A 26,388-nucleotide genomic window follows, 5' to 3' on the forward strand; every position below is an offset into this window, starting at 1 on the left:
GGCCCTGCCCTTTCACGGCTGCAGAGTTCGGCTCCGCGCCGGGCAGATGTGCTGTTATCCGCTTTGGTGGGCGCAGCGGTGCTGCACAGCCTGGCTTTGCTCCTGGCCCACTATGGAGTCACGTGGCCTGAGGGAACGCTCGATCTGGCGTACCTGAGTGTCGTTGGCCTCGGATTGGCCCTGAGTGTGCGGGCGTGGCGGACCAGTGGGCCGGGTGCCCGTCCGGCGCTGTGGGCCTTGAGTATGGCCTTGACGCTTTACGCCGCTGGTGACCTGCTCTGGACCTGGCTGAGCCTGTTTACGCAGCAGCCACTCTTTCCTTCAGTTGCCGACATTTTTTATCTGGCACAGTACCTGCCGCTTGTGCTGGCCCTGCTGCGGCTTTCTCATCTCTCGCTGCGGCGCCTCTCTGCCGCCCGACTGGTGCTGGACTCGGCCATCGTGACGGTGGTCGTGGGCCTGTTTGCCTGGCAGGCCGGCCTGGCTACGGTGGCTGATGACCCGGCCCAGAGCCTGCCCGGGCGCATCATCAGCCTGGCTTATCCTCTGGCCTCCCTGGCTGTTCTGGGCGTCCTGGTGCTGGTCGCTTCAGGCGCCAGACGCGTGCAGGTGCATGTTGCCGTGTTTGCCACCGGCCTGAGCCTGATTGTGGTGGGTGATCTGGGCTATGCCCTGCTGGAAGCCAACGGAGCCTACAGCAGCGCCCATCCTATCGATGCTCTGTGGGCATGGGCGCTGGTGCTGCTGGCCCTCGGAGGACAGCTGGCCGCGCACCACTACAACCGGTACCCCCGCGAAGCCGGGAAGCAGCACCCTGGCCCCAGACGCCTGATTGTCTGGCTTCCTTACGGCGCTGTACTTTCCCTGGCCGTGTTTCTTCCGCAGCTGTACCTCGGCGCCTCCGTGATGGAGCGTGGGATCGCGTTCGGGGTGTTCACGGTGCTGATTCTGGTGACGCTGCGTCAGGGGGTCGCGCTGGCCGATAACCGGCGGCTGAATGCAGAGCTGCGCCGTGCTCATGTCCAGCTGGCGCATGATGCCCGGCATGACGCGCTCACGGGCCTGCTCAACCGGTCCGGCCTCGTTGAATACCTGCGGCAGGCCCTGAGTCCGGAGACTCCAGCACCTTTTGCCGTACTGTTTGTGGATCTGGACCGCATGAAACGCGTCAACGACGCTCACGGGCACCAGACCGGTGATCAGATGCTGCGTGAGATGTCACGCCGGCTGCTGACGGTGGCCCCCGCCGGATCCGTGGTCGCCCGGGTAGGGGGCGACGAGTTTGTGCTGGTGGTTCCTGAACAGCAGCGTGCGAGTGTGGCCCTGCTGGCTGCGCAGGTCGTTGCGGTGATCTCTGAGCCGGCGGCGCTGCAGAGCGGAACGACGCATCTCACGGCCAGCGTGGGCGTGGCCCTGTTTCCTGGGGACGGCCAACATCCCGATGAACTGGTCAGGGCCGCTGATATGGCCATGGACGGCGCGAAAGTCGAAGGCCGCAACAACTGGAGCTTTTACGATGAAGGTGCCCTGCAAGCCGCGCAGCACGACACGCAGCTGGAAGCTCTGCTGCGCCGCGCCCTTGCTGAAGATGAGCTGGAACTGCACTATCAGCCCCTGGTGGACCTGCGCTCGGGAGCCACTCTGGGCTTCGAGGCACTGCTGCGCTGGCGAGACACCGTTCAGTCTCCGGTGTCTCCGCCAGAGATCATCCGGGTGGCCGAGGAACGTGGCCTGATCGTTCCGCTGGGGATCTGGGGCCTGCGGCAGGCGGTGGCCCAGGCCAGTCAGTGGCGGGCGCGTGGGAAGCAGTGGTTTGTCACCGTGAATATCTCGGCTCTACACTTTGCTCATGGGGACTTTCTGTCTCATGTGCGTGCGGCCCTGGACGAACACGATCTGCCTGGCGAAGCGCTGATTCTCGAACTGACCGAAAGTGCGCTGCTTGAGGACCTCGACAGTTCAATGCCCGACCTGAATATTCTGACCTCCTGGGGAGTCAGAATCGCGCTGGATGACTTCGGTACCGGCTACTCCAGCCTCAGCTACCTGCGCAGCCTGCCGGTGCATCTGGTCAAGATCGACAAGGCGTTTGTCTTCTCCCTGCAGCAAGATGGGCACGCCTTTGTCAAGGCCATTACGGTGCTGGCTCACGGCCTGAATCTCCTTGTGGTGGCCGAAGGGATCGAGGAGGCCTGGCAGCTTGAAGGCATAGGTGCGCTGGGCGTGGATCTCGGTCAGGGCTTCCTGCTGGGTCAGCCGCTGCCTGCGTCGCTTGCCGGAGAGGTCCTGGGGACCTCAGGTTTCCTCCGGGGAAATGAACCGACCAGCGGAATTCAGGGCTAAAAAACACCTACCCCTCGGTCCTCCGAGAACATCTCAGCGGTACGGGACAGGAGCAGACAAGGTGGCAACAGGTCTGGAGATGAGGCTCACCGGCAGCACTCGTAGGTAGACGGGGGAGCAGCTGCGCAACGATCCCACGGGTGCAAGCGCGTCACAGGGGGCCTGGGTTCGTCATCGATTTTCATCATGACCGAGTGTTGGTGTTTGCTGGACCCACGCAGGTTGTCCGGAACTTCCAGCGCGAGATACCAGCCGGGCCAGCCGTACCTTTTCAGGATTTCGCTGGGGGCCAGCTGATGCCCAGTCTTCTCTGGGCCGCAGAGCCGAGGTACCCATTGACCGCCCGGAACCTGATATGTCTGTCCTGGCAACAGCAGGAGAGTGAAGCTGTGCCTGCCAAACGGTATTCAGACGGTGATCCCTGAAGCGCCCGACATTCAGGCGCCGCCACACAGGCCCTGTTCTCTGGCTCTCTGACGTGTCACTGTCGCAGCTTCCATATCCCGAAAATGCATGCCCACAATAAAGACCAGAGTCCGAACCAGGAAGGCTCAAGAGAGACTGGTCCGGCCCCGCCACTGTCAGATGCTCCGGAAAATCAATACACATAGTTTCTGCCCGGCATGCCGGGCAGAAACTCAACTCGGGCAAAGTTACTTGGAGGGGACCTTGATGCCGCCGCTGATGATCAGGCCCTTGACCTTCTCGACCTTCTCGCGCACGGCGGGGATGATCAGCTTGTCGTTGTACGCGTCCATAGCGTATTCCACGCCTTCGTTCTCCAGGCTGAAATTGATGTCGCCGGGGCGCCACGGCTCGCCTTTGACCATCGAACGAATCACGCTGTACACCGCGTTGTCCACACGCTTGACCATGCTGGTCAGGCCGTGGTTCAGGGTCGCGGGTTTGCCGTCGGTGTCGCCCAGGTAGTTCTGGTTGCTGTCCACGCCGATGAAGAACATTGGACGCGTGTTGCCAGCGCAGGCCTTCTGGTACGCCACGCTCTTGTTCACCTTCGCAAAGGTGTTGTTGCTGAAACTTACGCCGGCCGGCAGTTCCTCGGCCCTGATGCACTGGGTGCGGGTCACGAAATTGATCACACCGCGTCCACTGCCGCCCGCCGCGGCGAAAATCACGTCCGCGCCCTTGTTCTTCATACCGCCGGCCAGCGCAACGGCGCCAGGGATGTTGTTGAAGGCCGCTGGCGTGCTGCCCAGGTAACGGGCGATGACCTGGCACTTGGGGCAGGCCAGTTTCACGCCCGCCGCAAAGCCGGCCTCGAACTTGTGGATCAGGGGGATGTCCATGCCGCCCACGAAGCCGACCACGCCGGTACTGCTGCTCAGGCCGGCCAGATAGCCCACCAGGAAGCTGCCCTCGTGCTCACGGAAGCGCAGGCCCATGGTGTTGTTGCCGGTGGGCAGGGCGTCGACGGCGGCGTAGCGCAGGTTCGAATTGGTCTTGGCCGCGCGGTCGATGCTCTCGAGGCTGTTGAAACCGATGCCGATAATCAGGTCCTTGCGCTGGGTGCTGAACTGCTGGATACCGCGCCCCACGTCACCTGCGGTGGTGGGCTCAAAGACCTCGACCTTGATGCCCAGATCCTTCTGGGCGCGCAGCACGCCCTGATAGGCACTCTGGTTGAATGAGCGGTCGTTTTTGCCTCCTGCATCGAGCACGACCCCGATGGCGGGTTCGGACTGGGCGTGGCTGACGCCACTGACCAGCGAAAGTAAGGAAAGAGCAGACAGATAGGAAAATTTCACGGCTCGTAAGCTACCCGCGCGCCCAGGCTCATTGCCACGAAAATTTCACACCGGCCCCCCCATCCCGGGTACCCCCACTGGGGGCCTGCACGTCTGCTCGAACCTGACAGGCGCAGCTTTTTCAGCCATAGACCTGCCTGATGCCAGGGCTGGTTTCCGGACGGCTTTCATACAGAGGTTCATACGATTGGAATTTGAGCATTTGACACCTCTGCGTGGGCATGACAGCATGCCCTCACATCACATTTGTACTCAGGCCAGCGAGGCCTCTGCGGCTGCGTCGTTGTCGCATTTCCGGGGCTTACGTTTGGGAGGTTTTTATGAAGAAGCGCACCCTTATATCGTTGTCCCTTCTCCCGTTCCTGGCTGGTTCCGCGCTGGCAGACAAAGTCGTCAGCATTGGCTTCAGCGGTCCACTTTCCGGTGGCGCCGCGTTTTACGGCAAGGACACCCAGAGCGGCGTTGAAATGGCCATTGAGGAGCTGAACCGCAAAGGTATCCGCGTCAAAGGCGAGAAGGTCACCTTCAAGCTGGTCTCCCTGGATGACCGCTACCTGCCCAATGAAACGGCCACCAACGTCAAACGCATGACCAGCCAGGACATCGGCGTGATCTTCGTTCCGCATTCCGGCGGCATCCTGACCGTACAGCCCATGACCAGCCGTGACAACTTCCTGCTGGTGGCTTATTCCTCCGAGCCGAAGATCCTGGAAGCCAAAAACCCCATGACCTTCATGCTGCCGCCCCGTTACGACAACTACCTGCAGCCGTTCACTGCCACCCAGATGAAAGCTTATGGCAAGAAGCTGGGCCTGATCGGCACCACCAGCGCCTACGGCAAACAGTGGACCGAAGCCATTACCGCCGAGTGGAAGAAGCAGGGCGGCACGGTCGGCGCCAACAACGGAGTGGACTACAACACCACCGTGGACTACAGCGCCGCCGTCACCAAGGCACTGGCCGAAAAGCCCGACGTGCTGTTCGTCGGCGGTCCCAGCCAGCCCACCGCACTGGTGATCAAGGCTGCGCGCGAGCAGGGCTTCAAGGGCGGGTTCATCGTGATGGACCAGGCCAAGTTCGAGCAGATGGACACCATGATTCCTGCTGCCTACCTCAGTGGCAGCGTAGGCGTGCTGCCCACCAAGGAATTCCCAGGCACCAACATCTTTATCAGCCAGTACCAGAAGGTCTACAAGAAGATTCCCACCAGTGAAGCCGGCCTGAACTACATGGGTATGCACGTGATTGCCAAGGCGATGGAACTCGCCGGCAGCACCGATCCCAAGGCAATCCGCGCCAAGCTGGACGACGCTGCCAAGGCACTCCCCCTGAGTAAGACCGTCTACAAGCTTCATGGCGTAACGGAAAACGGACACGTGGACGCCGAGTTCATCATCGCCAGCGTGAAAAACGGCAAGTACACCAAGCTGCGCGTACCGAAAGTCTTCAAGTAAGTTCATCCTGCCGCGCCCCGGCTGAAAGCGGGGCGCGGTTTTCTGCATCTGCTTTGACCTCTGAGGGAGGAAGTCCGACTTGACGACATTTCTGCAACAACTCTTCAACGCTCTGGCGCTGGGCGGCGTGTACGCCCTGGTGGCCCTGGGCCTCACACTGGTCTACGGCGTGATGCGGGTCCCGAACTTCGCGCACGGCGGCCTGTACATGCTGGGCGCATACCTGACCTTTGCGGGACTGACCCTGCTGAAAATCAGCTACGTGCCGGCGCTGCTGCTCTCGGCAGTCGTGGTGGCCCTGCTGGCCGCCCTGATGGAACGGGTCATCTTCTATCCGCTGCGCAACGCTCCGCACGTACACCCTATGATCGCGGCGCTGGGCGTGCTGTTCTTCCTGGAGGCGCTGATTGCGCACCCGGCGGTGTTCGGCCCGGATTTCAAGCAGATCGCCGAGCCTGTTCCGGGGATCGCGACCATCGCCGGCGTGGTGATCACCTGGCAGCGCCTGATCGTGATTGCCGCGAGCGTGGCAGCCATGCTGGGCCTGAACTTTTTCCTGAAGCGCACCCTGACCGGCGCGACCATCGAAGCGATGGCGCAAAACCGTGAGGGGGCGCGGCTGGTGGGCATCAACACCGACCGGGTGGGGATGCTGACCTTTGCCATTTCGGGCGCCCTGGCGGCCATTGCGGCCTCGCTGATCGCGCCAATCAACTCGGTGACCCCCAGCATGGGAGAGGTCATGAACCTCAAGGTCTTCGCCATCATCATTCTGGGCGGCATGGGCAGCGTGCCCGGCGCCATCGTCGGGGCGTTTCTGCTGGCGTTCTCGGAAGTATTCGGGGGCTTTTACATCAACCTTGACTTTGCAGACGTGATTGGCTTTGCCATGCTGGTGCTGGTGCTGGCCATCAAGCCGCAGGGACTGTTCCGGAGAAGCACATGACCGCGCTCCGCACCGGGCCGTGGGGCTGGGCCGCGCTGTTCGTGGCGATGGCGCTGTTTCCGCTGCTGCGGCCCTCGGGCTATCTGCTGGACATCGGCGTGAACGTCATGATCTACGCCATGCTGGCCTACGGCATGAATATCCTGCTGGGCTATACCGGGCAGCTGCCTCTGGCGCACGCCGGGTTTTTCGGCATCGGGGCCTACACGGTGGGCATCCTGACGCTCAAGGCCGGCTGGAACTTCTGGCTGGCGTGGCCGCTCGCGGTGGTGCTGTGTGCCGTTCTGGGCTGGCTGTTGGGTCTGGTGGCCTTCCGCACCAAAGGGGACGCCTTTGCGATTCTGACGCTGGCAGTCGGCGTGATCATCATGCTGGTAATCAACAAGTGGGACAGCCTGACCGGCGGCAACGAGGGCCTGAACGGCATCAACCCGCCGCCCGGCCTGGAGGGCTTGGCCCAGGGACTGGGAATGAAGCTCTCGGGCGGCTTCTATTACCTGGCGCTGGTGGCACTGGCGCTGACCGTGCTGCTGGTGGCCCGCACCCGTGCCAGTGTGTTCGGCCGTTCGCTGATCGCCATCCGCGGTGGTGAGGATCTCGCTCGCAGCGCGGGAATTGACGTATTCCAGCACAAACTGCGGGCCATGATGCTGTCGACCGCCATCGCAGGCTTCGCAGGCGGGCTGTACGCCGTATATGTGGGCTTCCTGGGCGCCGCTGCGACGGGCCCGGTCATGACCTTCACCGTGCTGCTGTACCTGCTGGTGGGCGGGCTGGGTACCCTGGCCGGGCCACTGCTCGGACCAGCACTGATGTATACCCTGACCCAGAACCTCAAGGGCCTGCAGGACTACCAGTATCTGGTGTTCGGACCGCTGCTGGTGCTGCTGGTGATGTTCGCGCCGCACGGTATTGCTGGTGGCTGGGAACGGCTGATGGCGCGTCGGCGTGCCGCCAGGCCTCCCACACCCTCCCCTACTCCGGAAAAGGCGGTGGATCATGCCTGAGAGCCTCCTGGAAGTGCAGGACCTGGGCATCCGCTTCGGTGGCCTGCACGCGGTGCGCGACGTCACGACGCATATTCCGGCCGGACAGATCACCGCGATCATCGGCCCGAACGGTGCAGGAAAAAGTACCTTTTTCAACCTGATCAGCGGCTTCTACCAGCCGACCTCCGGCAGCATCCGCTTCGACGGCGAGGACATTACCCGCCTGAAAACCCACGAGGTGGTTTCACGCGGCATTGCCCGGACCTTCCAGACCACCACCATCTACAAGGAACTCAGTGTCCTCGAGGGCGTCATGATCGGCCACCGGGTGCGCACCCGCGCCGGTCTGTTCGACGCGCTGCTGTACACCGCCCGTGAACGCCGGGACCAGGCCGCAAGTCACGCCGGCGCCATGCGGGCCCTGGAGCGGGTGGGGCTCGCGGCGCAGGCGCACCTGCCGGCCGGGGCGCTGACCCAGGAAGGACAGAAGCGGGTCGGGATCGCCATGGCCCTGGCCAGTGATCCCAAACTGCTGCTGCTGGACGAACCCGCCGCGGGCATGAACCCCGAGGAGACTGTCAACCTGATGGCCCTGATCCGCGAGCTGGTCAGAGGTGGGCTGACGGTCGCCCTGGTGGAGCACAAGATGAGCCTGGTCATGGGACTGGCCGACGGCATCGTGGTGCTGCACCATGGGCAGAAGATTGCTCAGGGCACCCCGCAGGAAGTCAGCCGCGATCCAGCGGTGATTGAGGCCTACCTGGGCGGGCACGCCCACGGCGGCCAGATGGGCAACACCGGCAAGGTGCCGGCAGCCGCAGAGGGAGCCAGCCATGCTTGAGGTGCGGGATCTGTGCGTCAAATACGGGCATTTTACCGCCCTGCAGGACATCAACCTCAGCGTGCAGACCGGCGAGATCGTGGTGCTGCTGGGCGCCAACGGCGCCGGCAAAAGCACGCTGTTCCGGACCCTGTCGGGCCTGCAGCGCCCTTCGTCGGGCAGCGCGACCTGGAACGGCACGCCGCTGACCGGGGGGCGTCCGGAGTTCAACGTGGCGCATGGCGTCGCCCAGTGCCCCGAGGGCCGACTGCTGTTTCCGGACCTCAGCGTGGAAAAGAACCTGCGCCTGGGGGCCTTTGTGCACCGCAGCGATCCTGCCGGTACCGCACGGGAGCTCGAGCGCGTATATGAACTGTTTCCGGCGCTGGTCGAAAAACGCAGCGCACCGGCCGGCAGCCTGTCGGGGGGCCAGCAGCAGATGGTGGCCATTGCCCGTTCGCTGATGGCCCGTCCGCAGCTGCTGCTGCTGGACGAACCCAGCCTCGGCCTCGCCCCGCTGGTGGTCGAGCAGGTCTTCGAGGCGGTGCAGCGGGTCAATGCCGCGGGCGTCAGCGTGCTGCTGGCCGAGCAGAACGCGTTTGCGGCGCTGGGCATCGCTCACCGCGGATATGTGCTCGAAGGCGGGCGGGTAACCCTGCAGGGTGCCCAGCACGACCTGATGACCGACGACCGCGTGCGCAGCGCCTACCTGGGCGTGTAGCGCCCCAGAGATCCTGACGCGGCGTGTGGGTGGTAGCCCACACGCCGCTCGTCTGTTGCCCACGTATCACCACTACACTGCAGGGAGTCGCCCTGCCCTGCCGGGGCCGAACTCCGGACGAGAGCACCGCCGTACCCGGTCACGACAAGACGGCGCACGGAGGTTGCTATGGCATGGACATTGCTGGTGCTGGCCGGTCTGCTGGAAGTGGGCTGGGCGGTTGGTCTGAAGTACACGCAGGGCTTTACCCGGCCGCTGCCCACCCTGCTGACGGTACTGAGCATGATCGCCAGCCTGGGGCTGCTGGGGCTGGCTGCCCGCACCCTGCCAATTGGAACGGCGTACGGCGTATGGGTGGGCATCGGCGCGGTGGGCGCTGCGGTGCTGGGCGTAGTGCTGTTCGGCGAGGCCATGACGCCTGCTCGGCTGCTGTTCCTGACGTTGATGGTGGTGGCCATTCTCGGGCTGAAGGTCACCAGCGGTCACTGAACGGCAAAAGGCAAGGAGCCGGAACCCGACGGGCCCCGGCTCCTTATCACCGTGTCTCTCAGGCAGGACGCAGGCTGTCGAGTTCGCGGCCTTCGCCCCGTTCCTCGGAATGCACGTCGGGCTCGATGGTCGGCAGATCCTCACCGTTCAGGGCGCGGGTCAGCCGGTCGACGTCTACCGCCCGTTCACTCTTGGCAATCACCAGCGCCGCCACCGCGTTGCCGATGAAGTTGGTCAGGGCGCGCGCCTCGCTCATGAAACGGTCAATCCCCAGGATCAGCGCCAGGCCCGCGACCGGCACATCGCCCACGGCGCTCAGGGTAGCGGCCAGGGTGATAAAGCCGCTGCCCGTCACGCCTGCCGCACCCTTGCTGGTCAGCAGCAGCACGCCCAGCAGGCCGAGCTGCTGGCCTAGGCTCAGTTCAGTGTTGGTGGCCTGTGCGATGAACATCGCGGCCATGGTCAGGTAGATACTGGTGCCGTCCAGGTTGAACGAGTAGCCGCTGGGAACAACCAGGCCCACGACGCTTTTCTCGGCGCCCGCATGCTCGAGCTTGACCATCAGGCGCGGCAGCGCCGACTCGCTGGAGCTGGTGCCCAGGACCAGCAGCAGTTCTTCTTTGATATAGCGGATCAGCTTCAGGATGCTGAAGCCGGACATGCGGGCGATCAGGCCCAGCACACCGAAGATAAACAGCGCGCAGGTGGCGTAGAAGGTGATCATCAGGTATCCCAGCTGCGCCAGACTGCCTACCCCGTACTTGCCGATGGTAAAGGCCATCGCTCCGAACGCGCCGATGGGTGCCAGACGCATCACGAAGCCCAGAATCACGAAGATGACCTGGTTCACCGTGTCGATGCCCTTCAGAATGGTGTCGCCGACCTTGCCCAGGCGCAGCAGAGCGAAGCCGAACAACACGGCCACCAGCAGCACCTGAAGCAGATCACCCTGGGTAAAGGCGCTGATCAGCGTGTCGGGAATGATGTGCAGGATGAAGTCCGCGACCGTCTGCTCGCCGGCAGCGTCGGTGTACTTGCTGATGCCGCTGGTGTCCAGGCTGGCCGGATCGATGTTCATGCCACGGCCCGGGCCCAGGATGTTGACAATGACCAGCCCGATCACCAGGGCGAAGGTGGTGACCAGCTCGAAGTACAGCAGTGCCTTGCCGCCCACCCGGCCGACTTTTTTGGTGTCGCGCATGTGGGCGATCCCACTGACGACCGTGGCGAAGATGATCGGCGCGATGATCATCTTGATCAGCTTGATAAAGCCGTCGCCCAGAGGTTTGAGGCTCTCTCCCAGGCTGGGAAACAGAAACCCGGTCAGGATGCCAAGCGCAATGGCGATCAGCACCTGCACGTACAGACTGCGGAAAATCTTAGGCATACAGGAGGCCTCCTGGGGCCACCGCCCGGGAACACGGGGCGGGAAGAGATTGGCATAGACCTGCCCGGCTGGCAGGGAAGAATGCGGTTGAGCTTGGCAGGCGCCAGTGTGCCTGCGCGGCGCCGCGCAGGAAGTGAAACCTGATGGCTTCAGGACCGGGAGACCCGAAAAACACCGGCCTGCACGAATACGGCCGGTGTCTTCTCAGGGGCGGGATTCGTGCAGGCCGTGAACGCAATTCCCTTTCCCAGGTCCCGGGCATGGCAGACTGCGAGGCACTGTGTCGCTTCGTCCGGCGTCTTCCCGCCCGGTTCGGCTGAGTGTGCCCGAACTGGCACGCGAGGTTGCGCTGCCGTACACGCCGCGGCTGCTGCGCGTTCAGGCCCGGGTGTTTCTGATCACGCTGGGGGCCTTTTTGCTGCTGGCCCTGCCCCTGGCTCTGCTGGCCAGTCTGGTGCTGCGCGGCGGCCTGCACCAGACCTTCGCCGACCGGGCGCTGCGCGAGTCGCAGCTGATGGCCACCCTGCCTCCGGTGAGGGCGGCGCTCAGCGGCGACACGGCCTCGCGCGAGCAGCTCAATGCGCTGGTCAACCGCTACCGGCTGGTGCTGGGCGCCGACTACATCGTGATCACGGACCGCTTGACCAACCGCCTGACGCATCCCAACCCGGACCAGATCGGCCAGCGCATGGTGGGCGGTGACTTTCAGGCCTTCCTGCGCGGCCGGAGCCTGACCGAGACCGTGGAGGGCACGCTGGGGCCTTCGGTGCGGGCCAAGGTGCCGGTGCTGGGTGAGGGCGACCGGGTGCTGGGGCTGGCCAGCGTGGGCTTCCTGCTGCCCCGTGTGGAAGATGTGTTCTGGAACGTGGTGCGCGCCGCGCTGCCCTGGTATCTGGCGGCACTGGGGCTCGCGCTGCTGCTGGCCAACCTGCTGGCGCGCCGGGTGCGGGCCACGCTGCTGGACCTGGAACCCGAGCAGGTAGCAGGCGGGCTGCTGCACTTCCGCACGGTGCTCAACACTCTGCAAGACGGCGTGCTGGTGGTGCGGGGCGGGCAGATCTACGTTATGAACCCGCAGGCCCGGGCGATGCTGGGCGCCTCGAACCGTCTGCCGGTGCCTCTCAGGGATCTGTTGCCTGACCTGCCTGCGCAGGAGGACCATGCTCCTCACACCCTGGATGTGCGTGGGCAACCGGTGCTGGTGGATGTGCACACGGCTGAGGATGGAGCGCAGGTGGTCACCCTGCGCGATCTGGCGCGGGTGCAGGCGCTGGCCGATGAGCTCACCCAGTCACGCCGGTACGCCGAGCTGCTGCGCGCGCAGACGCACGAATTCACCAACCGGCTGCACATGCTGGCCGGGCTGCTGCACCTGGGCGAAACGCAGGAGGCCCTGCAGCTTATTCACGCGCAGGCGGCGCGCCACACCGCCCATGCCGAGGCGGTCAGGCGGCTGGGTCATGTACGGCTCGCCGCGCTGCTGCTGGGCAAGTTCGACCGGGCTGCTGAACTGGGGGTGGAGCTGACTATCGATCCGCTCTCGGACCTGCCGGACACGCTGGCGCCAGGCGTGCTGGACACTCTGGAGCTGGCCGCCGGCAACCTGATCGAAAACGCCTGTGAAGCCGCCAGTGGACTCCCGGACGCCCAGGTGCGGGTGCTGATCGCAGCAGACCCGGAAGGTCTGGTTCTGGAAGTGCGCGACACGGGAAGCGGTGTGCCACCCGCCTTCCTGACGTCCCTGACGCATAGAGGAGTCAGCAGCAAAGGCAATGGGCGGGGCGTGGGACTGGCATTGGTGCAGGCACGGGCGACCGCGCTTGGGGGAACGCTGACGCATGACCGCCTTGCCGACCCCACCGGGCGGCAGTGGACCCGCTTTACCCTGGACCTACCCACCGGAGACACCCCATGACCCGTGCTCCCATTCGTACCCTGATTGTCGAGGACGATCCGCAGATTGCCGATCTGCACCGCCGTCTGCTGGAGCGCGCAGGAGGCTTCGAGGTACTGGGCAGCGCCGAGACCCTGCGCATTGCAAGGGCCATGAGCCGCACCCTGCGCCCGGATCTGCTGCTGCTGGACGTGCACCTGCCGGATGGACGCGGCCTTGACCTGCTGCGTGAGCTGCGGCTCGAAGGCGCCCAGGTGGACGCGGTGCTGGTGACGGCGGCCAGTGACGCTTCCAGCGTACAAAGTGCCCTGCTGCACGGTGCCGCCGACTATCTGGTCAAACCGGCCACACCCGAACGCTTCGCGCTGGCCCTGGAGCGGGTGCGTGAACGTGCCGCGCTGTGGGCACAGAGAGATGTGCGTCAGGGGCATCTGGACGCCCTGTTCACGCCACTGGCGGACGACGCCTCAGGCCTGGACGCCGAAACCCTGCGCCGGGTCCGTGCGGCCCTGCGTGACGGCGCCGCCCATACCGCCCAGGAAGTGGGTCAGGCCCTGGGTTTAAGCCGCGTCACCGCCTGGCGCTACCTGGAATACCTGACGGCCCAGGGTGAGGTCAGTGCCGCAGCGGACGCGCGCAGTGTGGGCCGCCCGGCCAAACGCTACCGCCGCGCCTAGCTCAGGTGTCTCCGTGTCGGGAACGCCGCACCTTCCCCTTTCAGAGGCAGTGCTACGCTGCAAGGCGGTATGGATTCTTTCGACGTTCTGGTGATTGGGGGCGGCCCAGCGGGTTACGTGGCCGCCATTCGCGCGGCGCAACTGGGCTTCAGCACAGCGTGCGTGGACGCCTTCGAACGGGACGGCAAGGCCTCTCTGGGCGGCACCTGCCTGAACGTAGGCTGCATTCCCAGCAAGGCGATGCTGGACTCCTCTGAAAAGTTTGAGATGATCACCCACGAGGCGGCCGAGCACGGTATTGACGTGCAGGGCGCCAGCGTGGACGTCGCGCGGATGCTTTCGCGCAAGGCCGGCGTGGTGGACAAGCTCACCGGCGGCATTGCCTACCTGTTCAAGAAGAACAAGGTCAAGAGCTTCTTCGGCCTGGGTCGTCTGGTCCGTCAGGACGGCGACGGCTGGGTCGTGGACGCCGCCGGGACCGAGGTTCGGGCCAAACATGTGATCGTGGCGACCGGCAGTAATCCCCGGGCCCTGCCACTGGCGCCGTTCGGCGGCCACATCGTGGAGAACAGCGGCGCGCTGGCCTTCGAACAGGTGCCCGGCAAGCTCGGTGTGATTGGTGCAGGGGTCATTGGTCTGGAACTGGGCAGCGTGTGGCGCCGCCTGGGGGCGCAGGTCACGGTGCTCGAAGCCCTGCCTGGATTCCTGATGGCCGCTGACGACGCCATAGCCAAAGAAGCACTCAAGCAGTTTCAGAAGCAGGGCCTGGAATTCCACTTCGGCGTCAGCATCACCGAAGTGACCCAGGACAATGCGGGCGTGACCGTGACCTACCAGGAAAACGGCAACGCGGTGACCGCGCAGTTCGACAAGCTGATCGTCTCTATCGGGCGCGTGCCGAACACCCAGGGCCTGGGTGCCGACACGGTGGGCCTGGAGCTCGACGAGCGCGGCTTCGTGAAGGTGGACAGTCACTACCGCACCAACCTGCCGGGCATCTATGCCATCGGCGATGTCATCGGCGGCGCCATGCTGGCCCACAAGGCCGAGGAAGAGGGCGTGGCGCTGGCCGAGATGATCGCCGGTCAGGCCGGGCACGTCAACTACGACGTGATCCCCTGGGTGATCTACACCAGCCCCGAGATCGCCTGGGCTGGCCTGACCGAGAAGGGCGCCAAGGAAAAGGGGTTGCAGGTCAAGACGGGCCAGTTCCCCTTCAGCGCCAACGGCCGGGCCCTGGGCCACGGCGACACGCGCGGATTCGTCAAGGTGGTGGCCGATGCCCAGACCGACAAGCTGATCGGCATCCACATGGTTGGTGGCGGCGTGTCCGAGCTGATCGGCGAAGTCGTGGCCATCATGGAGTTCGGCGGCAGCAGCGAGGATCTGGCGCGCACCGTTCACGCGCACCCCACCCTCAGCGAGGCGGTCAAGGAAGCAGCGCTCGCAGCTGACAAACGCGCACTGCACATGTAATTTCGGGCTTCATCCAGGGTGGGAGGCTCAGGCCTCCCACCCTTTTTTCATAGCCTCTTGACGAAAGGCGCCTCTGGCCTGTATCTTTCTGTGCGTGCCGGAAACGGCGCCCCTTGAAAGGCAGTTCAGGAAGCGCGCAAGCGATTTCAACAGCTGAAGTGGTGTGGCCCCATCGTCTAACGGTTAGGACACTACCCTTTCAAGGTAGCGATACGGGTTCGAATCCCGTTGGGGTCACCACTGAAAGCCTCCGCCTCGGCGGAGGTTTTTCTTTTGGCTCTCTTGGGGCTCTGGGGGAAGTATGGTGCCGGTCGCCCTGTCGTTCCGCCGGACTGGGCCTATCATGGCTGCATGACCGATTCGCCCCGTATTCACCTGGGTTCGCTGCTGCGCTCCTCCGAGGACGCGCACGCCGAAGGCGAACTGACCGAGCTGACCTACGAGCAGGGCGGCGTCGAACAGACCCTGTCCTTTGCCCAACCTGCCTACTTCGAAGTTGATATCAATCACCTGGGCGGCCAGGAAATGTATCTGCAGGGCACCTTCGAGCCCACGCTGGTCATGGAATGTGCCCGCTGCCTGCGCGAGGTTCATGTGCCGCTGGACCTCAAGCTGGGGACCCTGATGCGCTACGACCCCTCTGCTGAGGTTCCGCATCTGGAAGAAGCTGAGACCGGCGAGGAAATGCTGATGTTTGGCGACCCCAACCTGGATCTCAGCGCCTACCTGGCCGAAACCACCCTGCTGGCTGCGCCGCTCAGCGTGCTGCACGCGCCGGAATGCAAGGGCCTGTGTCAGGTGTGCGGTCACGACCTCAATGAGGGTCCCTGCGAGCACATGGCCCAGGTACCGGTCGAGGAAATTGACGATGAACTGGGCGTCCCCGAAGGCACCGTGCATGCCAAGCAGAACCCCTTCACGGCGCTGCAGGGCCTGAAACTGCCTGAGGACTGAGCTTGAGCTCCGCAGTTCCTGACCCGGCAGAAGCCAGGGCCCCGGAGCTGACCCACTTCAGCGCTGGCCTGCCGCGCATGGTGGACGTCAGTGACAAGGTACCCACGGCCCGCACGGCCACTGCGGAGGCCTGGGTCCGACTTCCCCCTGAAGCGCGCGCCGCGCTTGAAGCCGGGACCAATGCGAAGGGTGACCCGCTGATTGTGGCGCGTCTGGCAGGACTGGCAGCCAGCAAGCGAACCGCAGACCTGATTACCCTGTGTCATCCGCTTCCGGTCACCGGGGCAGACGTCCGGGTCACGCTGGAGCCTGCGGGGGTACGCATCGAGGCCACGGTCAAGACCACCGGGCCTACCGGCGTGGAAATGGAGGCGCTGACTGCTGTAGCCGTCGCGGCGCTGAACGTCTACGACATGCTGAAGGCAGCCAGCAAAGCTCTGGAAATTACAGGCATACGGCTGCTGACCAAAACCGGGGGCAAAAGCGGAGATTACGCGGCCGCTCCTGCGCCTCTTCAACCTGACGTACACTCCGTAGATCTCTGAGCCGAAGCAACCTAGACAAATGTCGGGAACCCGCGTGGGCCGTTTAACGTAGAGAGGACATATGGGCGGGAGTCGGCACAATTCAGAGCATGACCACTCCACCCCGGGGTGGTTGGAGTGGCTGCATCTGGAAGCAGATGGGGCGCTGGCTCCCGAAACCGAAGCAGCCCTGGCGGCCCTTCCTGATCAGGCGGAAGTGCAGCGGCAACGGGAAAGGCTGGCTCGGGCAGCCCAGGTGCTGAGGACGCTGGACACCCCGGCGCTGCCCCACAGCGTGGCGCTCCCGGCTGCGCAGGAAGTGGCCTGGAGTGCCCGTCTGCAGATGCTGCCTGTGCCGGAACAGCCGGTGTCAGTGGCAGCGCAGGTGCAGGCAGACATCAGGATCGCGCGGCAGCTGCGTGAGGCCAGTGTGCCTGTTCTGCCAGCCAGTCTGGCGGCAGAGGTGGCGCAGACCATACGGTTTGCCCAGCAGCTCAGCCCCCCGGCGCTGCCACAGCCCACATTGCCCCACAGTGTTGCCGCGAGTGTCGTAGCTGAGGTGACTGGAGCCCGGCAGCTGAGTCTGGCCCCGCCTCCCCTGCCCCGTTCAGTGGCGGCCAGTGTGATGGCCCGCATGAGGTCTTCAGAGATCCCGTACGCGGCACCTGTCCCCCCTGAGCAGATTCCCAGGCAGGTTCCTGTACACATCCTGCCCTCTTTAAGGCGGCACAACCCGGCTCCTCTGATACTGGTTCTGGCGCTGCTGCTGGGCCTGACCCTGCTGGCCGTCACAACTGCCTGGCCCAATCTGGCCGCTGGCATGCTGGTTCTCCGGACGTTACTGGCTCAGGTCTCCCCTGTGGCAGGTGTGGGACTGGGGTTACTGCTGCTGACCAGCCTGCTGGTGACCTGGCGTCCCACGCCCGCACTGCGGCAGGTGGGGGCTGGAGCCTTTGCGCTCTCGGCAGTGCTGACCCTTCCGGCGCTGTACCAGGTGGTGGGCCAGGGCGATATCCGCTTCGGGCAGGACATCACCGTGCAGGGCCCGGTAAAGGGAAACGTGATCGTCGTGGGTGGTGACGTCCACCTTCACGAAGATGCCCGGGTACAGGGCGAGGTCGTGACTCTGCTGGGAGACGTGCAGCGTTCGCCTGGCGCCCAGGTCAGCGGACGCGTCAATGCCCTGCTGGGCCATGCGCCCGGCGACCTGGAAGCTCTGGAAACGCAGCCTCCAGCTGGCATCAGTCTGGCCACCGCTGCGGCATTTCGTCCGGTACTGGGCTGGCTGGGTGCGGCGGCCTGGCCCCAGGTCTTTGTCACGCTGACTGGGGGAGCCCTGTTGCTGCTGTTTGTGGCCGGCGCTGCACCTGGGCTGGCGCAGCGCCAACGTCACGCTCCCATGCGCACGCTGGCCCTGGGTGTTCTGGTGCTGGCCGCCCTGATCGGTCCAGCGCTGGCGCTTGCCCTGGCAGGCCTGCTGGGTCCGTCGCTGCTGGGAGCTGCACTGGCTGTCCTGATTATTGCCCTGGGCCTGAGCGTCAGCGCTTACGATGTGGGCCGGGCCCTGGCCACCCGTGCCCGCCTGCCGGTGCCGGACGCTGTCGGGGCACTGCTGGGTCTGAGTGCTGTGGCGGCCAGCCTGAGCTTGCCCCCACTGGCCTTTGGCCTGGCCCTGATTGGTGGAGCCTGGGGTGCCGGAACCCTGGTCCTGGCACGAGAGCATCTGCAACGGCCCTGACAGTGCTGCACAGACAGCCTGTCCCTGCTCCAGGCAGTCTTCAACACACAGACTTGTTCTACTGAAGCTATACTGCGCTTCCTCTAAAGCCTCCACAATTGAACATCCAATAAAGAAGGCCGGACCACTTACACGGTCCGGCTTCATGTTGAGAATCCTCAGCTGAGGATGCGTTTCAGATGCAGGTAGATCTCGTACCAGTCCTGTTTGTCGCGGGGACGCTTGCCACGCAGTTCGATGCGGGACAGGGTGCGAACCCAGTCAGGCGTGATCTGTGGCCCCAAGGTGGGGTCAGCAATCAGGTCAGACAGACCTTTGGGCAGAGCACCTTCGGTGGAGGCACCGTAGAACTCGACGCCTTCAAGCAGGTCGTGGACCGTGATGTTGTACGCACCAGCCAGTGTCTGGAGGGTCTCCAGACTAGGGTTGGTCCGTCCGCGCTCGAGGTCGCTGAGGTAAGGAACGCTGATCTGGGCCACCTCGGCAACATCCTTGAGCCGCAGCCCCCGTTCGCTGCGCAGTTCACGGAGTCGTTCGTGCAGTTTCATGTATTCACCTCCTGGGCTGCGGCATGGCCTCGTATCCGTGCCGGTCCCGGCCTTTGAGCGACCGGGACTGTGCGCTGACCGGGCGGGCCGCCTGGGGGAGCGTTTGCCTGTAGGCAGAATCGGGCACCCTTGGTTGGAGTGTAACACCGCTTCCCGGTACGGTCAATACAGAATAGAGAGGAGTTCTTCTTGCCCACCACGAGACGATCTGCTATGATCGTAATCAAGAAGGCTTTTACCCCCTTAAGACCGACTATTCATGCTTTGCCTCGCTGTCTGCTGTCGGACAGGAAGGAGTACCTCATGCGTGCCCTGGATACCATTGCCGAAAGTATTCGTATTGGTTTTGTTCACCCCACCACTGTTATGAACACCCTGATCCAGGTTGAGAACGAGGGCGGTCTGGGCGCAGTACGCCGCATTGAGCGGCAGCTTCATCTGGGCACCAACGCCCTGCGCCACCGCGATCATCCCAACACGGCTCTGGCACAGACCTGGCTGAGTGCGGCCCGGGCATACCTGATTACGCAGGCCGAACGCCGCCAGGCTGTCTGATTTCTGGGGGACCCATGCTCACACCGATGCCGCCGTCGCCGCGTCCCGAGCCTCCCCTACTTCCCCCAGCTCCTCCTGGATCAGGTTCCAAGTTAGGCCCTCGTCCCACCACACCTCGACCTCCGATCGTTCAACTCCCCTGAATCTGATCAGAGCAAGGCCCAGCACATAGATTGCTGGGCCTTGCTTCGTGCTTTCTATACGGGCCAAGTGGCTGCTTCCGCATAAAGGCTTAGAGCTGTTGAAACATAGGGCTGCCTGATCTTTTCAACGCCGCGCTGCCTCAGCTCAGGTTGTAGATCTCCTCGTATTTGCGGTGCAGGTAGGCGACATAGGGATCGGCGCTCAAGGCCCGGCCGGTGGCCTTCAGGGTCAGCTCCTCGGGCGTCAGGCTGCGGCCGTGCTGGTGGACGTTCTCGGCCAGCCAGGACAGCAGGGGGCCGTACTCGGCCTGCTGCACACCAGCAGCCACGACTATGTCCTGTTGCGCAGCTTCCAGGAGTTGAACACTCAGCAGATTGCCCAGCGTATACGTCGGGAAATAGCCGATCAGCCCGGCGGACCAGTGCACGTCCTGCAAAACCCCCTCGGCGTCGTTGCGCGGCGTCAGTCCCAGGTATTCGTTCATCCGCGCATTCCAGGCCTCCGGCAGGTCAGACACCTGCAGTGAGCCTTCCAGCAGGGCCAGTTCCAGTTCGAAGCGGAGCATGACATGAAAGTTATAGGTCACCTCATCGGCCTCCACACGGATCATGCTCGGATTGACACGGTTCACGGCGCGGTACAGCGTCTCTGCATCGAGTCCGGCTGTGACCTCAGGTGCCGCCTGTGCCAGCTGCGGGAAGTAACGGTTCCAGAAGGGCCGGCTGCGCCCCAGCAGATTCTCGAACATCCGCGACTGGCTCTCGTGCACGCCGAGGCTCGCTCCCCGGGACACAGGGGTCCGCTCCCAGCGTTCTGAAACACCCCGTTCGTACATGGCGTGTCCAGCCTCGTGCCAGGTGCCGAACAAACATGCAGGCCAGTACGGCTCCACCCGCGTGGTGATGCGCAGGTCGCTGCGGCTGAAATTGGTCTGGAACGGGTGGGCGCTCTCATCCTGACGTGCGAAGTGAGGCTGCAGCCCAAAAGCTTCTCCAGCCACGCGCCAGGCAAAAGCCTTCTGGGCCTCTGCCGGGAAGGGGCGCTCCAGCACGCTGTAATCGGTTGCGTCACCAGCGTCTACGATGCGGCGCACCAGAGGCAGGGTGCGGTCACGCAGGTCGGCAAAGACCGCTCTGACCTGTGAGGCCCTCATCCCAGGCTCGTAGGCATCCATCAGCGCGTCGTAGGGATGCTCCTCAAACCCCAGCAGGTCCGCCTGACGCCGCGCGAGGTCCATCATCTTGGTCAGATGCGGCGCGAAGGTCGCAAAACTACTGTGCCTGCGGGCCTCGACCCAGGCATGGTGGGCTTCGTTGCGGCTGCGGGTCAGTTCTTCCACGAATGCTGTGGGAAGTTTTGTGGCTCGTTCGTAGTCGCGCCGGGCGACGCGTACGAGAGCCTGCTCCACCTCATCCTGCGCCTGCACGCCTTCGAGCAGCACACCTGTCTGGGCGTCAGTGAAGATGTCGTGCGCAAGACCAGCCAGGGTAGCCATCTGTATGCCACGAACCCGCGCAGCTTCATGCGGCATATGTGTTTCCTGATCCCAGGACATCAGACCTTCCGCCGCACGCAGATCACTGACCTGCCCAAGGCGCCTTTTCAGCTGTTCCATGCTCATGAATCCCAGCGTAGCGTGCCCACCTGAGCCTAGGCCATTTGTCCAGAAACCGGCACACAGACCGGCGCAGCAACCGGGCGCCACGCTACCTCTGGCGTACCAGCTTCAGGTCAGGCCAGCTTCGGGTGCCAGGGCACATACCGCTTTCTCTCGCCACGACTTCAGCTCTCGCCAGGATCGACCAGGGGGCCTGAAATTCAGCCGCTACTGCCAGCGTTCTCGCTCTTCGGACACGGTTCCCAGGAGGAGCGGCCGGACCTCTCCAATCAGGTACAAACTGCCGCACACCAGCGCCAGTGGTGCCCCCAGAGCCCTCAAGGCGGCGATTGCCTGCTCAGGAGACTCTGTCAGGGTGACCTGATGACCGGGAAACAGAGGCGCCAGAGCCGCCGGATCCGCTGACCGCGGGCTGAGCCTGGCCCGGGTCAGGACCACCTGCGAAGCCACAGGTTCCAGCGCCGCCGCCACCCCGGAAAGGTCCTTGTCTGCTGCCGCACCGAAGACCAGCGGGAGCTTCCCGACACCCAGATCACGTAGCGCCCGAACAACAGCCTCGGCGCCAGCGGGATTGTGGGCGCCGTCCAGCAGGACCCTTCCTTCTCCAACTGTCAGGACTTCCATCCGGCCTGGCCACTGGGTGGTCTGTGCCCCTCGAGAGATGGCTTCAGGAGACACCCCAAGCCGGTAAGCCGCCGCCGCCGCCAGAGCCGCGTTCTGTGCGCCGTGCGCTCCCAACAGTGGCGTCCGGAAGGTCAGCTCCACCCCAGCAGGCAACCTGACCACGACCTGCTCTCCGTCCCATCCGAGTGACTGGCGCCGCACACGGTTTTCAAGGCTCCAGAGGTCTGCACCCTCCGCTTCCAGCATTGGCCAGACGTCCGGTGCTGCGCCCGTGACTGCTGGGCGCCCTGGGCGCAGAATTCCGGCCTTTTCCGCGGCGATCAATTCCACGGTGTTGCCCAGTACCTCTGTATGGTCCAGCGCAACGTTGGTGATCACGCTCAGCACTGGATCAAGAGCATTTGTCGCGTCCAGGCGGCCTCCCAGGCCCACTTCCATCACCGCGTCCTGCACTCCAGCCTCTGCGAAGACCAGACATCCCAAAGCTGTCACAATCTCAAAGAACGAGGCCTCAATGGCCTCTGCATGTGGCCGCACCTGATGTAAGGAACGCAACACCACGTCGTCCGGCAGCAGCTCGCCACCGACCACGAAACGCTCAGCAAATCTGGTCAGATGGGGGCTGGTAAAGAGCCCGACCCGGCGGCCTTGTGCCCTGAGCATGCTTGCAAGAGAAGCCGCAGTACTGCCCTTGCCATTGGTGCCTCCAACCAGAACCACCCGGAACGCGCGCTGTGGTTCACCCAGGCGCGTAAGCAGCGAGTGCACCCGGGTCAGCCCTGGATGCATTCCGAACCGCTGCCGGGAAAACAACCACTCTAAATCTGCCTCCAGCCTCACGCACGCAGCATAGCCTCTCAGCGACATTGCAGACGGTTCGACCAAAGCCACAAAATGAGGAGGCTTTTGGCCTCCCCTTTCGTAGCTTCCGGCTCCAGTTCAGGTCCCTGAGGCGAAGTAAGCTTCCAGCGCTGGAACAATCTGCTTCTTGCGGCTGATCCTGTCTCCCAGATCGGCCACGCCGTCAACCGTTTCAACCCCAAAGGCTTCCTGAACCACTCTGTGTTCGGTGGCACTCAGGATAAACGTACGGTTGGTCTCGTTCAGAATGTCCACCACACTCAACAGAACGCCATTGAGCCCCCCCTCTGCACGCGCCTCATCCATAGCCTGCAGCAGTTCAGCCTTGCGGCCGAAAACGTACGCTGGGTTAGTGGTTTCAATGACACCGATGCCCCAGCGCTGTGCCGGGTCACCGAAGGGAAAGACCTTGTAGTCCATTTTGAGAAGCTGAGCGGCCGGTGTATCCCCAAGGTCGCTCTTGGCCGCGAACATTGCCAGTGCATACGCTTCGACGTCTTCAATCCCCGCAATGGGTGCCAGGAACTCCACAGCCATGCGGTCATCAGGGGTGGTTGTCGGGCTGCGGAAGTGCAGGGTGTCGCTCAGAATGGCGCTGAGCATCAGCTTCGCGTCCTGCGGCTCTACCGCCAGGTTTGCCTCCCGGAACAGTTTCAACAGGATAGTTGACGTGCAGCCAACCGGCTCGAAGCGCAGGAAAGGTGGATCAGACGTGACCAGATCGCCCAGCTTGTGATGATCCACAACGCGCGTTACGGCCAGCTCAGCCAGGTTAGCGGCCGACTGCGCACTCTCATTGTGGTCAACCAGAGCAACCTGCGTGCCAGCCTTCAACTCAGGCAAAAGGTCCGGGGCTTCCAGGCCCAGTTCACGGAGCACGTAAGAGGTTTCAAAGTTCAGTTCCCCCAGACGATATGCCTGGGCTTCCACCCCCTGCCGGGAGAGCAGGCTGGCATACACCATGGCCGACGCAATGGCGTCCGTATCAGGATTCCGATGACCAAACACAGCAATCATTGCGCAATATTAGCGGCTTCTTCTGCGTTGAGGCGGCAGCCAACGTCAGACAAAGAAAAGAGCCCCCGCACCTGGCGGGAGCTCTTGGAGAAAGAGGGTTTAGAAGCGGAAGCTGTAGCCGACCTTGAAGCCCTGAGCAACGCTCTGCTGGTTGGTCAGCAGGTTGGTGTAGCGGAACACACCGTAGTTGGCAGAGAGGCCCTGGTAGGCAACCTGACCGTAAACGCCGTCCATCTTGGCAGAGTCATTAGTAGCAACTCGGGCGCCGTAGATGTGATCAACCGACGCATTGAAGGCATCGTTCGAGGTACCAGCGGTGACCTGGTTGGCCGCAACGCCGAAGCCCTGGTAGTAGGAGTAGCCGACCTTGGCCGATACGCCAGTTGCGAGCACGTTGTTCAGGCTGATGCCCACCTGGCCCAGCAGTTCGGTGCTGGTGCCGTTGGCCTGCACTCCAGTTGCCGTCCCATTGTTGGTGATGCGGTTGGCAACGTTGAAGTAGATGCTGGGCTCGAAAGGCACACCGGTCAGGGTGGGGGAGGCAATCTTCACACCGTACTTGATGGTGTTGAAGTTGTTGGCGGTGGTATCGCGGTCCGTCACGAGGTTGTAACGGAACAGCGGGTTGATGGTGAAGCCACCAATGTTGCCACTGTAGTCGCCGAAGGCGTAGAAGCGGTTGGTGTTGCCCACGTAGAAGTAGGCGTCACCGACGGTGAAGTTCAGGTTCCGGACCAGGGCGTTGGCAGCCGTGCCGCTGTGGCTGACCTGTGCACCGAAGCTGCTGGTCATGGAGAGAGGCACGTTGGAAATGCCCATACCAGCGCCGTTCGTGTTGATGTTCTGGTTGGAGGAGCTGAAGTTGGTCGAGCCGTCAGCAGCCACACCGTTCACCGTCAGGTTGTTGTAGAACCCGACGAGTTCCAGAGCACCCAGCTTGGCACCGGCCTTGACACCGAAGCCGGTTACACGGTTAGCACCGAAAAAGTCAGTGCGGCTGTCCACGTAGGCGCCCAGGGCCACAGGGCCCACGTCGGTACCCAGGGCTGCACCATAGCCGACCTGGCCAACACGGTTGCCAGCGTTGTCAAGAGCGGTGTAGGGCATGGTGTTGGCGGTCTGCATTCCAGCGTTGAAGCCGGCAGCGGTGCCGTCGCCAACAACTGCGAACTCAGGGTTAATTGCACGGACGTTGGCACCGAACTTGATGCCGGCCAGATCAACGCGGCCCTCAACGTAGCCAGCGCCGTCAGCCTGCGTACGAGGGTCGCGGAAGTTGCCCAGCGCAATGCTGTTTGCAGCAGTGCTAGGTACGCTGACGACGCCTTCGCCGACCAGAGCCAGCGGGCCAAACTTCACGTTGAAGTCAGTGCCCAGGGCGCTGCGGAAGCCGTCAACCTGCGCGTAGGATACGCCGAAGCTGCCTACACCGGTAGGGTTGTAGGCGGCGCGCACACCGTAGTAGTTGGCAGCAGCGGTGTTAGGCTGACCGGTCATCTGGGGTGCGTTGGTGTTCCCTGCAACGATGGTCAGGCTGGGGTTACCGGGCAGGGTAGTGGCAATGTTGGCCACGAAGCCGCGACGGTTGCCAGAAGCGTTGCTGTTGTTGAACAGGTAGTTCTGGAACTTGAAGTTGCTCTGGTAGGCGCTGTAACGCACGTCGAACTTCTGGCCACCGAAGGTACCATTGGCGCTCGCGTCGTTCACAACCACGCCCACAGCTCCACCAAGGATGTTGGCGGCGTTCGTGGTACCGAAGTTGATTTCAGCGCTGTTGACGATGAAGGAGCCGTTGGCCGTGGTCAGGTTGCTGGCACGGATGCCAAAACCAAGACCAGTGCTCGTGTAGTTGGTGGTCGTGTCAGTGGTGGTAACGTCACCATCTGCGAAGCCACCATTGCTGGAGGACAGGGGGGTGTTGGCCGTCAGGCGGTCAACGTCGAAGTTGGTTCCACCGGCAGTCAGACCAATGCGGCCGTAGTTGGGGGTGATGCTCCCAACGACGGTGAAGCGGGGCAGGCGCTCCAGGGCGGTGACGCGGGTGTCGATGCCGGTCACGCGGGTGCTCAGGTTGTCAAAGTCGGTGCGGGTGACGAAGTCAGCCTGGGCAGCTTCAACGGCGCTGACGCGGTCCTGCAGGTCCAGGATGTCCTGGTTAAGCAGCACGGTCAGGTCGTTCAGGGCAGCAATGCTGCTGGCGTTGTCGTCGACGTCGGCGCGCAGGGCGTCGAACTCGTCGGCGCGGGCGGTCAGCTCGTCGATCTGAGCCTGGATGTTGGCCAGGGCTTCGGGATCACCGTTCTCGCCGGCGAGGTCTTCAACGCGCTGCTCGAGACGGGCGAAGTCGTCCTTGCTGACAGCGTTCTCTTCCAGGTCGGTGACGCGCACGCCCAGGGCGGCGAGGTCAGCGGCGAGTTCCTGGATAGCGTTCTGCAGCGAGGTCACGGTCTCTGCGTCGAGGCTGTTGGTCACAGTGCCCTGGCGCATCTGATCGAGCAGGCGGGCGATGATGACGGCCGCTTCGTAGCGGGTCAGGTTCTGCGTACCGCGGTAGGTGCCATCGGGGTAGCCGAGGATAATGCCACGGCTGACCAGTTTTTCGATAGCGTCCTTAGACCAGTGGCCGGCGGGCACGTCGGTCAGGGCAGGCACCTGGGGTGCGCTGGCCGGCGCGGTGGTCTGCGCGGAGGCCATGCTGCCGAACGTCAGTGCGGCGGTGAGCAGGATCAGGCTTTTCTTCATATGGAACCCCCAAGAGGTGTCGCGCGAAAAGGAGCGTTGTCGGCTCTGAGGGTAACGCTGGGGCGAGTTGCCGAGTTTCCTCTCCCGGGGTAGTCCGCCGT

Annotated in this window: 21 protein-coding genes, 1 tRNA gene and 1 riboswitch; of the genes, 15 read left to right on the forward strand and 7 right to left on the reverse strand. The window is 63.6% G+C overall.

Going from position 1 to position 26,388, the window contains the following annotated elements:
• The first annotated feature begins 48 nt into the window (after positions 1-48).
• Positions 49-2,343, forward strand: coding sequence for a putative bifunctional diguanylate cyclase/phosphodiesterase (locus tag DEIDE_RS18060; RefSeq protein ID WP_162485462.1), 2,295 nt, complete (start codon positions 49-51; stop codon positions 2,341-2,343).
• 653 nt (positions 2,344-2,996) lie between these two features.
• Here DEIDE_RS18060 and DEIDE_RS11750 read toward each other — a convergent pair.
• On the reverse strand, positions 2,997-4,109 hold the full coding sequence (locus DEIDE_RS11750; protein ID WP_012694181.1) for a BMP family lipoprotein: 1,113 nt from the start codon (positions 4,107-4,109) through the stop codon (positions 2,997-2,999).
• Positions 4,110-4,429: 320 nt separating this feature from the next.
• Between DEIDE_RS11750 and DEIDE_RS11755 the strand changes: the two genes are divergently transcribed.
• The 6 genes from DEIDE_RS11755 to sugE all read left to right on the forward strand — a co-directional run bounded on the left by DEIDE_RS11755 (position 4,430) and on the right by sugE (position 9,528).
• Positions 4,430-5,563 (forward strand): ABC transporter substrate-binding protein, encoded by a 1,134-nt coding sequence (locus DEIDE_RS11755; RefSeq protein ID WP_012694182.1) that lies wholly within the window; start codon positions 4,430-4,432, stop codon positions 5,561-5,563.
• A gap of 79 nt (positions 5,564-5,642) precedes the next feature.
• Positions 5,643-6,509, forward strand: coding sequence for a branched-chain amino acid ABC transporter permease (locus DEIDE_RS11760; RefSeq protein ID WP_012694183.1), 867 nt, complete (start codon positions 5,643-5,645; stop codon positions 6,507-6,509).
• The gene (locus tag DEIDE_RS11765) at positions 6,506-7,516 is read left to right on the forward strand and encodes a branched-chain amino acid ABC transporter permease (RefSeq protein WP_012694184.1); all 1,011 of its coding nucleotides are present in this window, start codon (positions 6,506-6,508) and stop codon (positions 7,514-7,516) included. The genes DEIDE_RS11760 and DEIDE_RS11765 overlap by 4 nt, the downstream gene beginning before the upstream one ends.
• The gene (locus DEIDE_RS11770) at positions 7,509-8,339 is read left to right on the forward strand and encodes an ABC transporter ATP-binding protein (RefSeq protein ID WP_012694185.1); all 831 of its coding nucleotides are present in this window, start codon (positions 7,509-7,511) and stop codon (positions 8,337-8,339) included. Before DEIDE_RS11765 ends, DEIDE_RS11770 begins: the two co-directional genes overlap by 8 nt.
• Positions 8,332-9,039 (forward strand): ABC transporter ATP-binding protein, encoded by a 708-nt coding sequence (locus DEIDE_RS11775; protein WP_012694186.1) that lies wholly within the window; start codon positions 8,332-8,334, stop codon positions 9,037-9,039. Before DEIDE_RS11770 ends, DEIDE_RS11775 begins: the two co-directional genes overlap by 8 nt.
• Before the next feature lie 89 nt (positions 9,040-9,128).
• Positions 9,129-9,198, forward strand: a riboswitch (guanidine-III (ykkC-III) riboswitch).
• Between the two features lie 9 nt (positions 9,199-9,207).
• Positions 9,208-9,528, forward strand: coding sequence for a quaternary ammonium compound efflux SMR transporter SugE (gene sugE / locus DEIDE_RS11780; RefSeq protein WP_012694187.1), 321 nt, complete (start codon positions 9,208-9,210; stop codon positions 9,526-9,528).
• Between the two features lie 58 nt (positions 9,529-9,586).
• On the opposite strand, the gene DEIDE_RS11785 is transcribed toward sugE, so the two are convergent.
• On the reverse strand, positions 9,587-10,915 hold the full coding sequence (locus DEIDE_RS11785) for a dicarboxylate/amino acid:cation symporter (RefSeq protein WP_012694188.1): 1,329 nt from the start codon (positions 10,913-10,915) through the stop codon (positions 9,587-9,589).
• A gap of 280 nt (positions 10,916-11,195) precedes the next feature.
• Here DEIDE_RS11785 and DEIDE_RS11790 point away from each other — a divergent pair, with 280 nt between their 5' ends.
• From DEIDE_RS11790 to DEIDE_RS11820, 7 genes are all read left to right on the forward strand, one after another.
• On the forward strand, positions 11,196-12,830 hold the full coding sequence (locus DEIDE_RS11790; RefSeq protein ID WP_012694189.1) for an ATP-binding protein: 1,635 nt from the start codon (positions 11,196-11,198) through the stop codon (positions 12,828-12,830).
• Positions 12,827-13,486, forward strand: a complete 660-nt coding sequence (locus DEIDE_RS11795; RefSeq protein WP_012694190.1) for a response regulator — start codon at positions 12,827-12,829, stop codon at positions 13,484-13,486. The genes DEIDE_RS11790 and DEIDE_RS11795 overlap by 4 nt, the downstream gene beginning before the upstream one ends.
• 69 nt (positions 13,487-13,555) lie before the next feature.
• Positions 13,556-14,962: a dihydrolipoyl dehydrogenase gene (gene lpdA / locus DEIDE_RS11800; protein WP_012694191.1), complete on the forward strand. Its 1,407-nt coding sequence runs from the start codon at positions 13,556-13,558 to the stop codon at positions 14,960-14,962.
• A gap of 165 nt (positions 14,963-15,127) precedes the next feature.
• Positions 15,128-15,202, forward strand: a tRNA-Glu gene (locus tag DEIDE_RS11805).
• Positions 15,203-15,313: 111 nt separating this feature from the next.
• Entirely contained in the window at positions 15,314-15,916 is a 603-nt protein-coding gene (locus tag DEIDE_RS11810; RefSeq protein WP_012694192.1) for a DUF177 domain-containing protein, read from the forward strand.
• A gap of 2 nt (positions 15,917-15,918) precedes the next feature.
• Positions 15,919-16,461, forward strand: coding sequence for a cyclic pyranopterin monophosphate synthase MoaC (moaC, locus tag DEIDE_RS11815; protein ID WP_012694193.1), 543 nt, complete (start codon positions 15,919-15,921; stop codon positions 16,459-16,461).
• A 112-nt stretch (positions 16,462-16,573) separates the two neighbouring features.
• Positions 16,574-18,178: a polymer-forming cytoskeletal protein gene (locus tag DEIDE_RS11820; protein WP_041227255.1), complete on the forward strand. Its 1,605-nt coding sequence runs from the start codon at positions 16,574-16,576 to the stop codon at positions 18,176-18,178.
• A gap of 158 nt (positions 18,179-18,336) precedes the next feature.
• On the opposite strand, the gene DEIDE_RS11825 is transcribed toward DEIDE_RS11820, so the two are convergent.
• Positions 18,337-18,726 (reverse strand): helix-turn-helix domain-containing protein, encoded by a 390-nt coding sequence (locus tag DEIDE_RS11825; RefSeq protein WP_012694195.1) that lies wholly within the window; start codon positions 18,724-18,726, stop codon positions 18,337-18,339.
• 303 nt (positions 18,727-19,029) lie between these two features.
• Here DEIDE_RS11825 and DEIDE_RS11830 point away from each other — a divergent pair, with 303 nt between their 5' ends.
• Positions 19,030-19,281: a hypothetical protein gene (locus tag DEIDE_RS11830; RefSeq protein WP_012694196.1), complete on the forward strand. Its 252-nt coding sequence runs from the start codon at positions 19,030-19,032 to the stop codon at positions 19,279-19,281.
• 283 nt (positions 19,282-19,564) lie between these two features.
• Here DEIDE_RS11830 and DEIDE_RS11835 read toward each other — a convergent pair whose 3' ends face one another.
• The 4 genes from DEIDE_RS11835 to DEIDE_RS11850 form a co-directional block, all read right to left on the reverse strand.
• On the reverse strand, positions 19,565-21,046 hold the full coding sequence (locus tag DEIDE_RS11835; RefSeq protein ID WP_012694197.1) for a carboxypeptidase M32: 1,482 nt from the start codon (positions 21,044-21,046) through the stop codon (positions 19,565-19,567).
• A gap of 204 nt (positions 21,047-21,250) precedes the next feature.
• Positions 21,251-22,534 (reverse strand): bifunctional folylpolyglutamate synthase/dihydrofolate synthase, encoded by a 1,284-nt coding sequence (locus tag DEIDE_RS11840; RefSeq protein WP_049760478.1) that lies wholly within the window; start codon positions 22,532-22,534, stop codon positions 21,251-21,253.
• A gap of 72 nt (positions 22,535-22,606) precedes the next feature.
• The gene (locus DEIDE_RS11845) at positions 22,607-23,545 is read right to left on the reverse strand and encodes a manganese-dependent inorganic pyrophosphatase (protein ID WP_012694199.1); all 939 of its coding nucleotides are present in this window, start codon (positions 23,543-23,545) and stop codon (positions 22,607-22,609) included.
• 99 nt (positions 23,546-23,644) lie between these two features.
• Entirely contained in the window at positions 23,645-26,287 is a 2,643-nt protein-coding gene (locus DEIDE_RS11850; RefSeq protein WP_012694200.1) for an S-layer homology domain-containing protein, read from the reverse strand.
• Positions 26,288-26,388 lie beyond the last annotated feature (101 nt).

The organism is Deinococcus deserti VCD115, from assembly GCF_000020685.1.
Taxonomy (GTDB): Bacteria; Deinococcota; Deinococci; order Deinococcales; family Deinococcaceae; genus Deinococcus; species Deinococcus deserti.

What these genes read in the sequence shown, in the direction of transcription:
- DEIDE_RS11830 (WP_012694196.1), top strand. Translation starts at nt 19,030, where the DNA reads ATGCGTGCCCTGGATACCATTGCCGAAAGTATTCGTATTGGTTTTGTT.
- lpdA (WP_012694191.1), top strand. Translation starts at nt 13,556, where the DNA reads ATGGATTCTTTCGACGTTCTGGTGATTGGGGGCGGCCCAGCGGGTTAC.
- DEIDE_RS11770 (WP_012694185.1), top strand. Translation starts at nt 7,509, where the DNA reads ATGCCTGAGAGCCTCCTGGAAGTGCAGGACCTGGGCATCCGCTTCGGT.
- DEIDE_RS11840 (WP_049760478.1), bottom strand. Translation starts at nt 22,534, where the DNA reads ATGTCGCTGAGAGGCTATGCTGCGTGCGTGAGGCTGGAGGCAGATTTA.
- DEIDE_RS11765 (WP_012694184.1), top strand. Translation starts at nt 6,506, where the DNA reads ATGACCGCGCTCCGCACCGGGCCGTGGGGCTGGGCCGCGCTGTTCGTG.
- DEIDE_RS11785 (WP_012694188.1), bottom strand. Translation starts at nt 10,915, where the DNA reads ATGCCTAAGATTTTCCGCAGTCTGTACGTGCAGGTGCTGATCGCCATT.
- DEIDE_RS11825 (WP_012694195.1), bottom strand. Translation starts at nt 18,726, where the DNA reads ATGAAACTGCACGAACGACTCCGTGAACTGCGCAGCGAACGGGGGCTG.
- DEIDE_RS11795 (WP_012694190.1), top strand. Translation starts at nt 12,827, where the DNA reads ATGACCCGTGCTCCCATTCGTACCCTGATTGTCGAGGACGATCCGCAG.
- DEIDE_RS11850 (WP_012694200.1), bottom strand. Translation starts at nt 26,287, where the DNA reads ATGAAGAAAAGCCTGATCCTGCTCACCGCCGCACTGACGTTCGGCAGC.
- DEIDE_RS11835 (WP_012694197.1), bottom strand. Translation starts at nt 21,046, where the DNA reads ATGAGCATGGAACAGCTGAAAAGGCGCCTTGGGCAGGTCAGTGATCTG.
- DEIDE_RS11775 (WP_012694186.1), top strand. Translation starts at nt 8,332, where the DNA reads ATGCTTGAGGTGCGGGATCTGTGCGTCAAATACGGGCATTTTACCGCC.
- sugE (WP_012694187.1), top strand. Translation starts at nt 9,208, where the DNA reads ATGGCATGGACATTGCTGGTGCTGGCCGGTCTGCTGGAAGTGGGCTGG.
- DEIDE_RS11755 (WP_012694182.1), top strand. Translation starts at nt 4,430, where the DNA reads ATGAAGAAGCGCACCCTTATATCGTTGTCCCTTCTCCCGTTCCTGGCT.
- DEIDE_RS11845 (WP_012694199.1), bottom strand. Translation starts at nt 23,545, where the DNA reads ATGATTGCTGTGTTTGGTCATCGGAATCCTGATACGGACGCCATTGCG.
- DEIDE_RS11810 (WP_012694192.1), top strand. Translation starts at nt 15,314, where the DNA reads ATGACCGATTCGCCCCGTATTCACCTGGGTTCGCTGCTGCGCTCCTCC.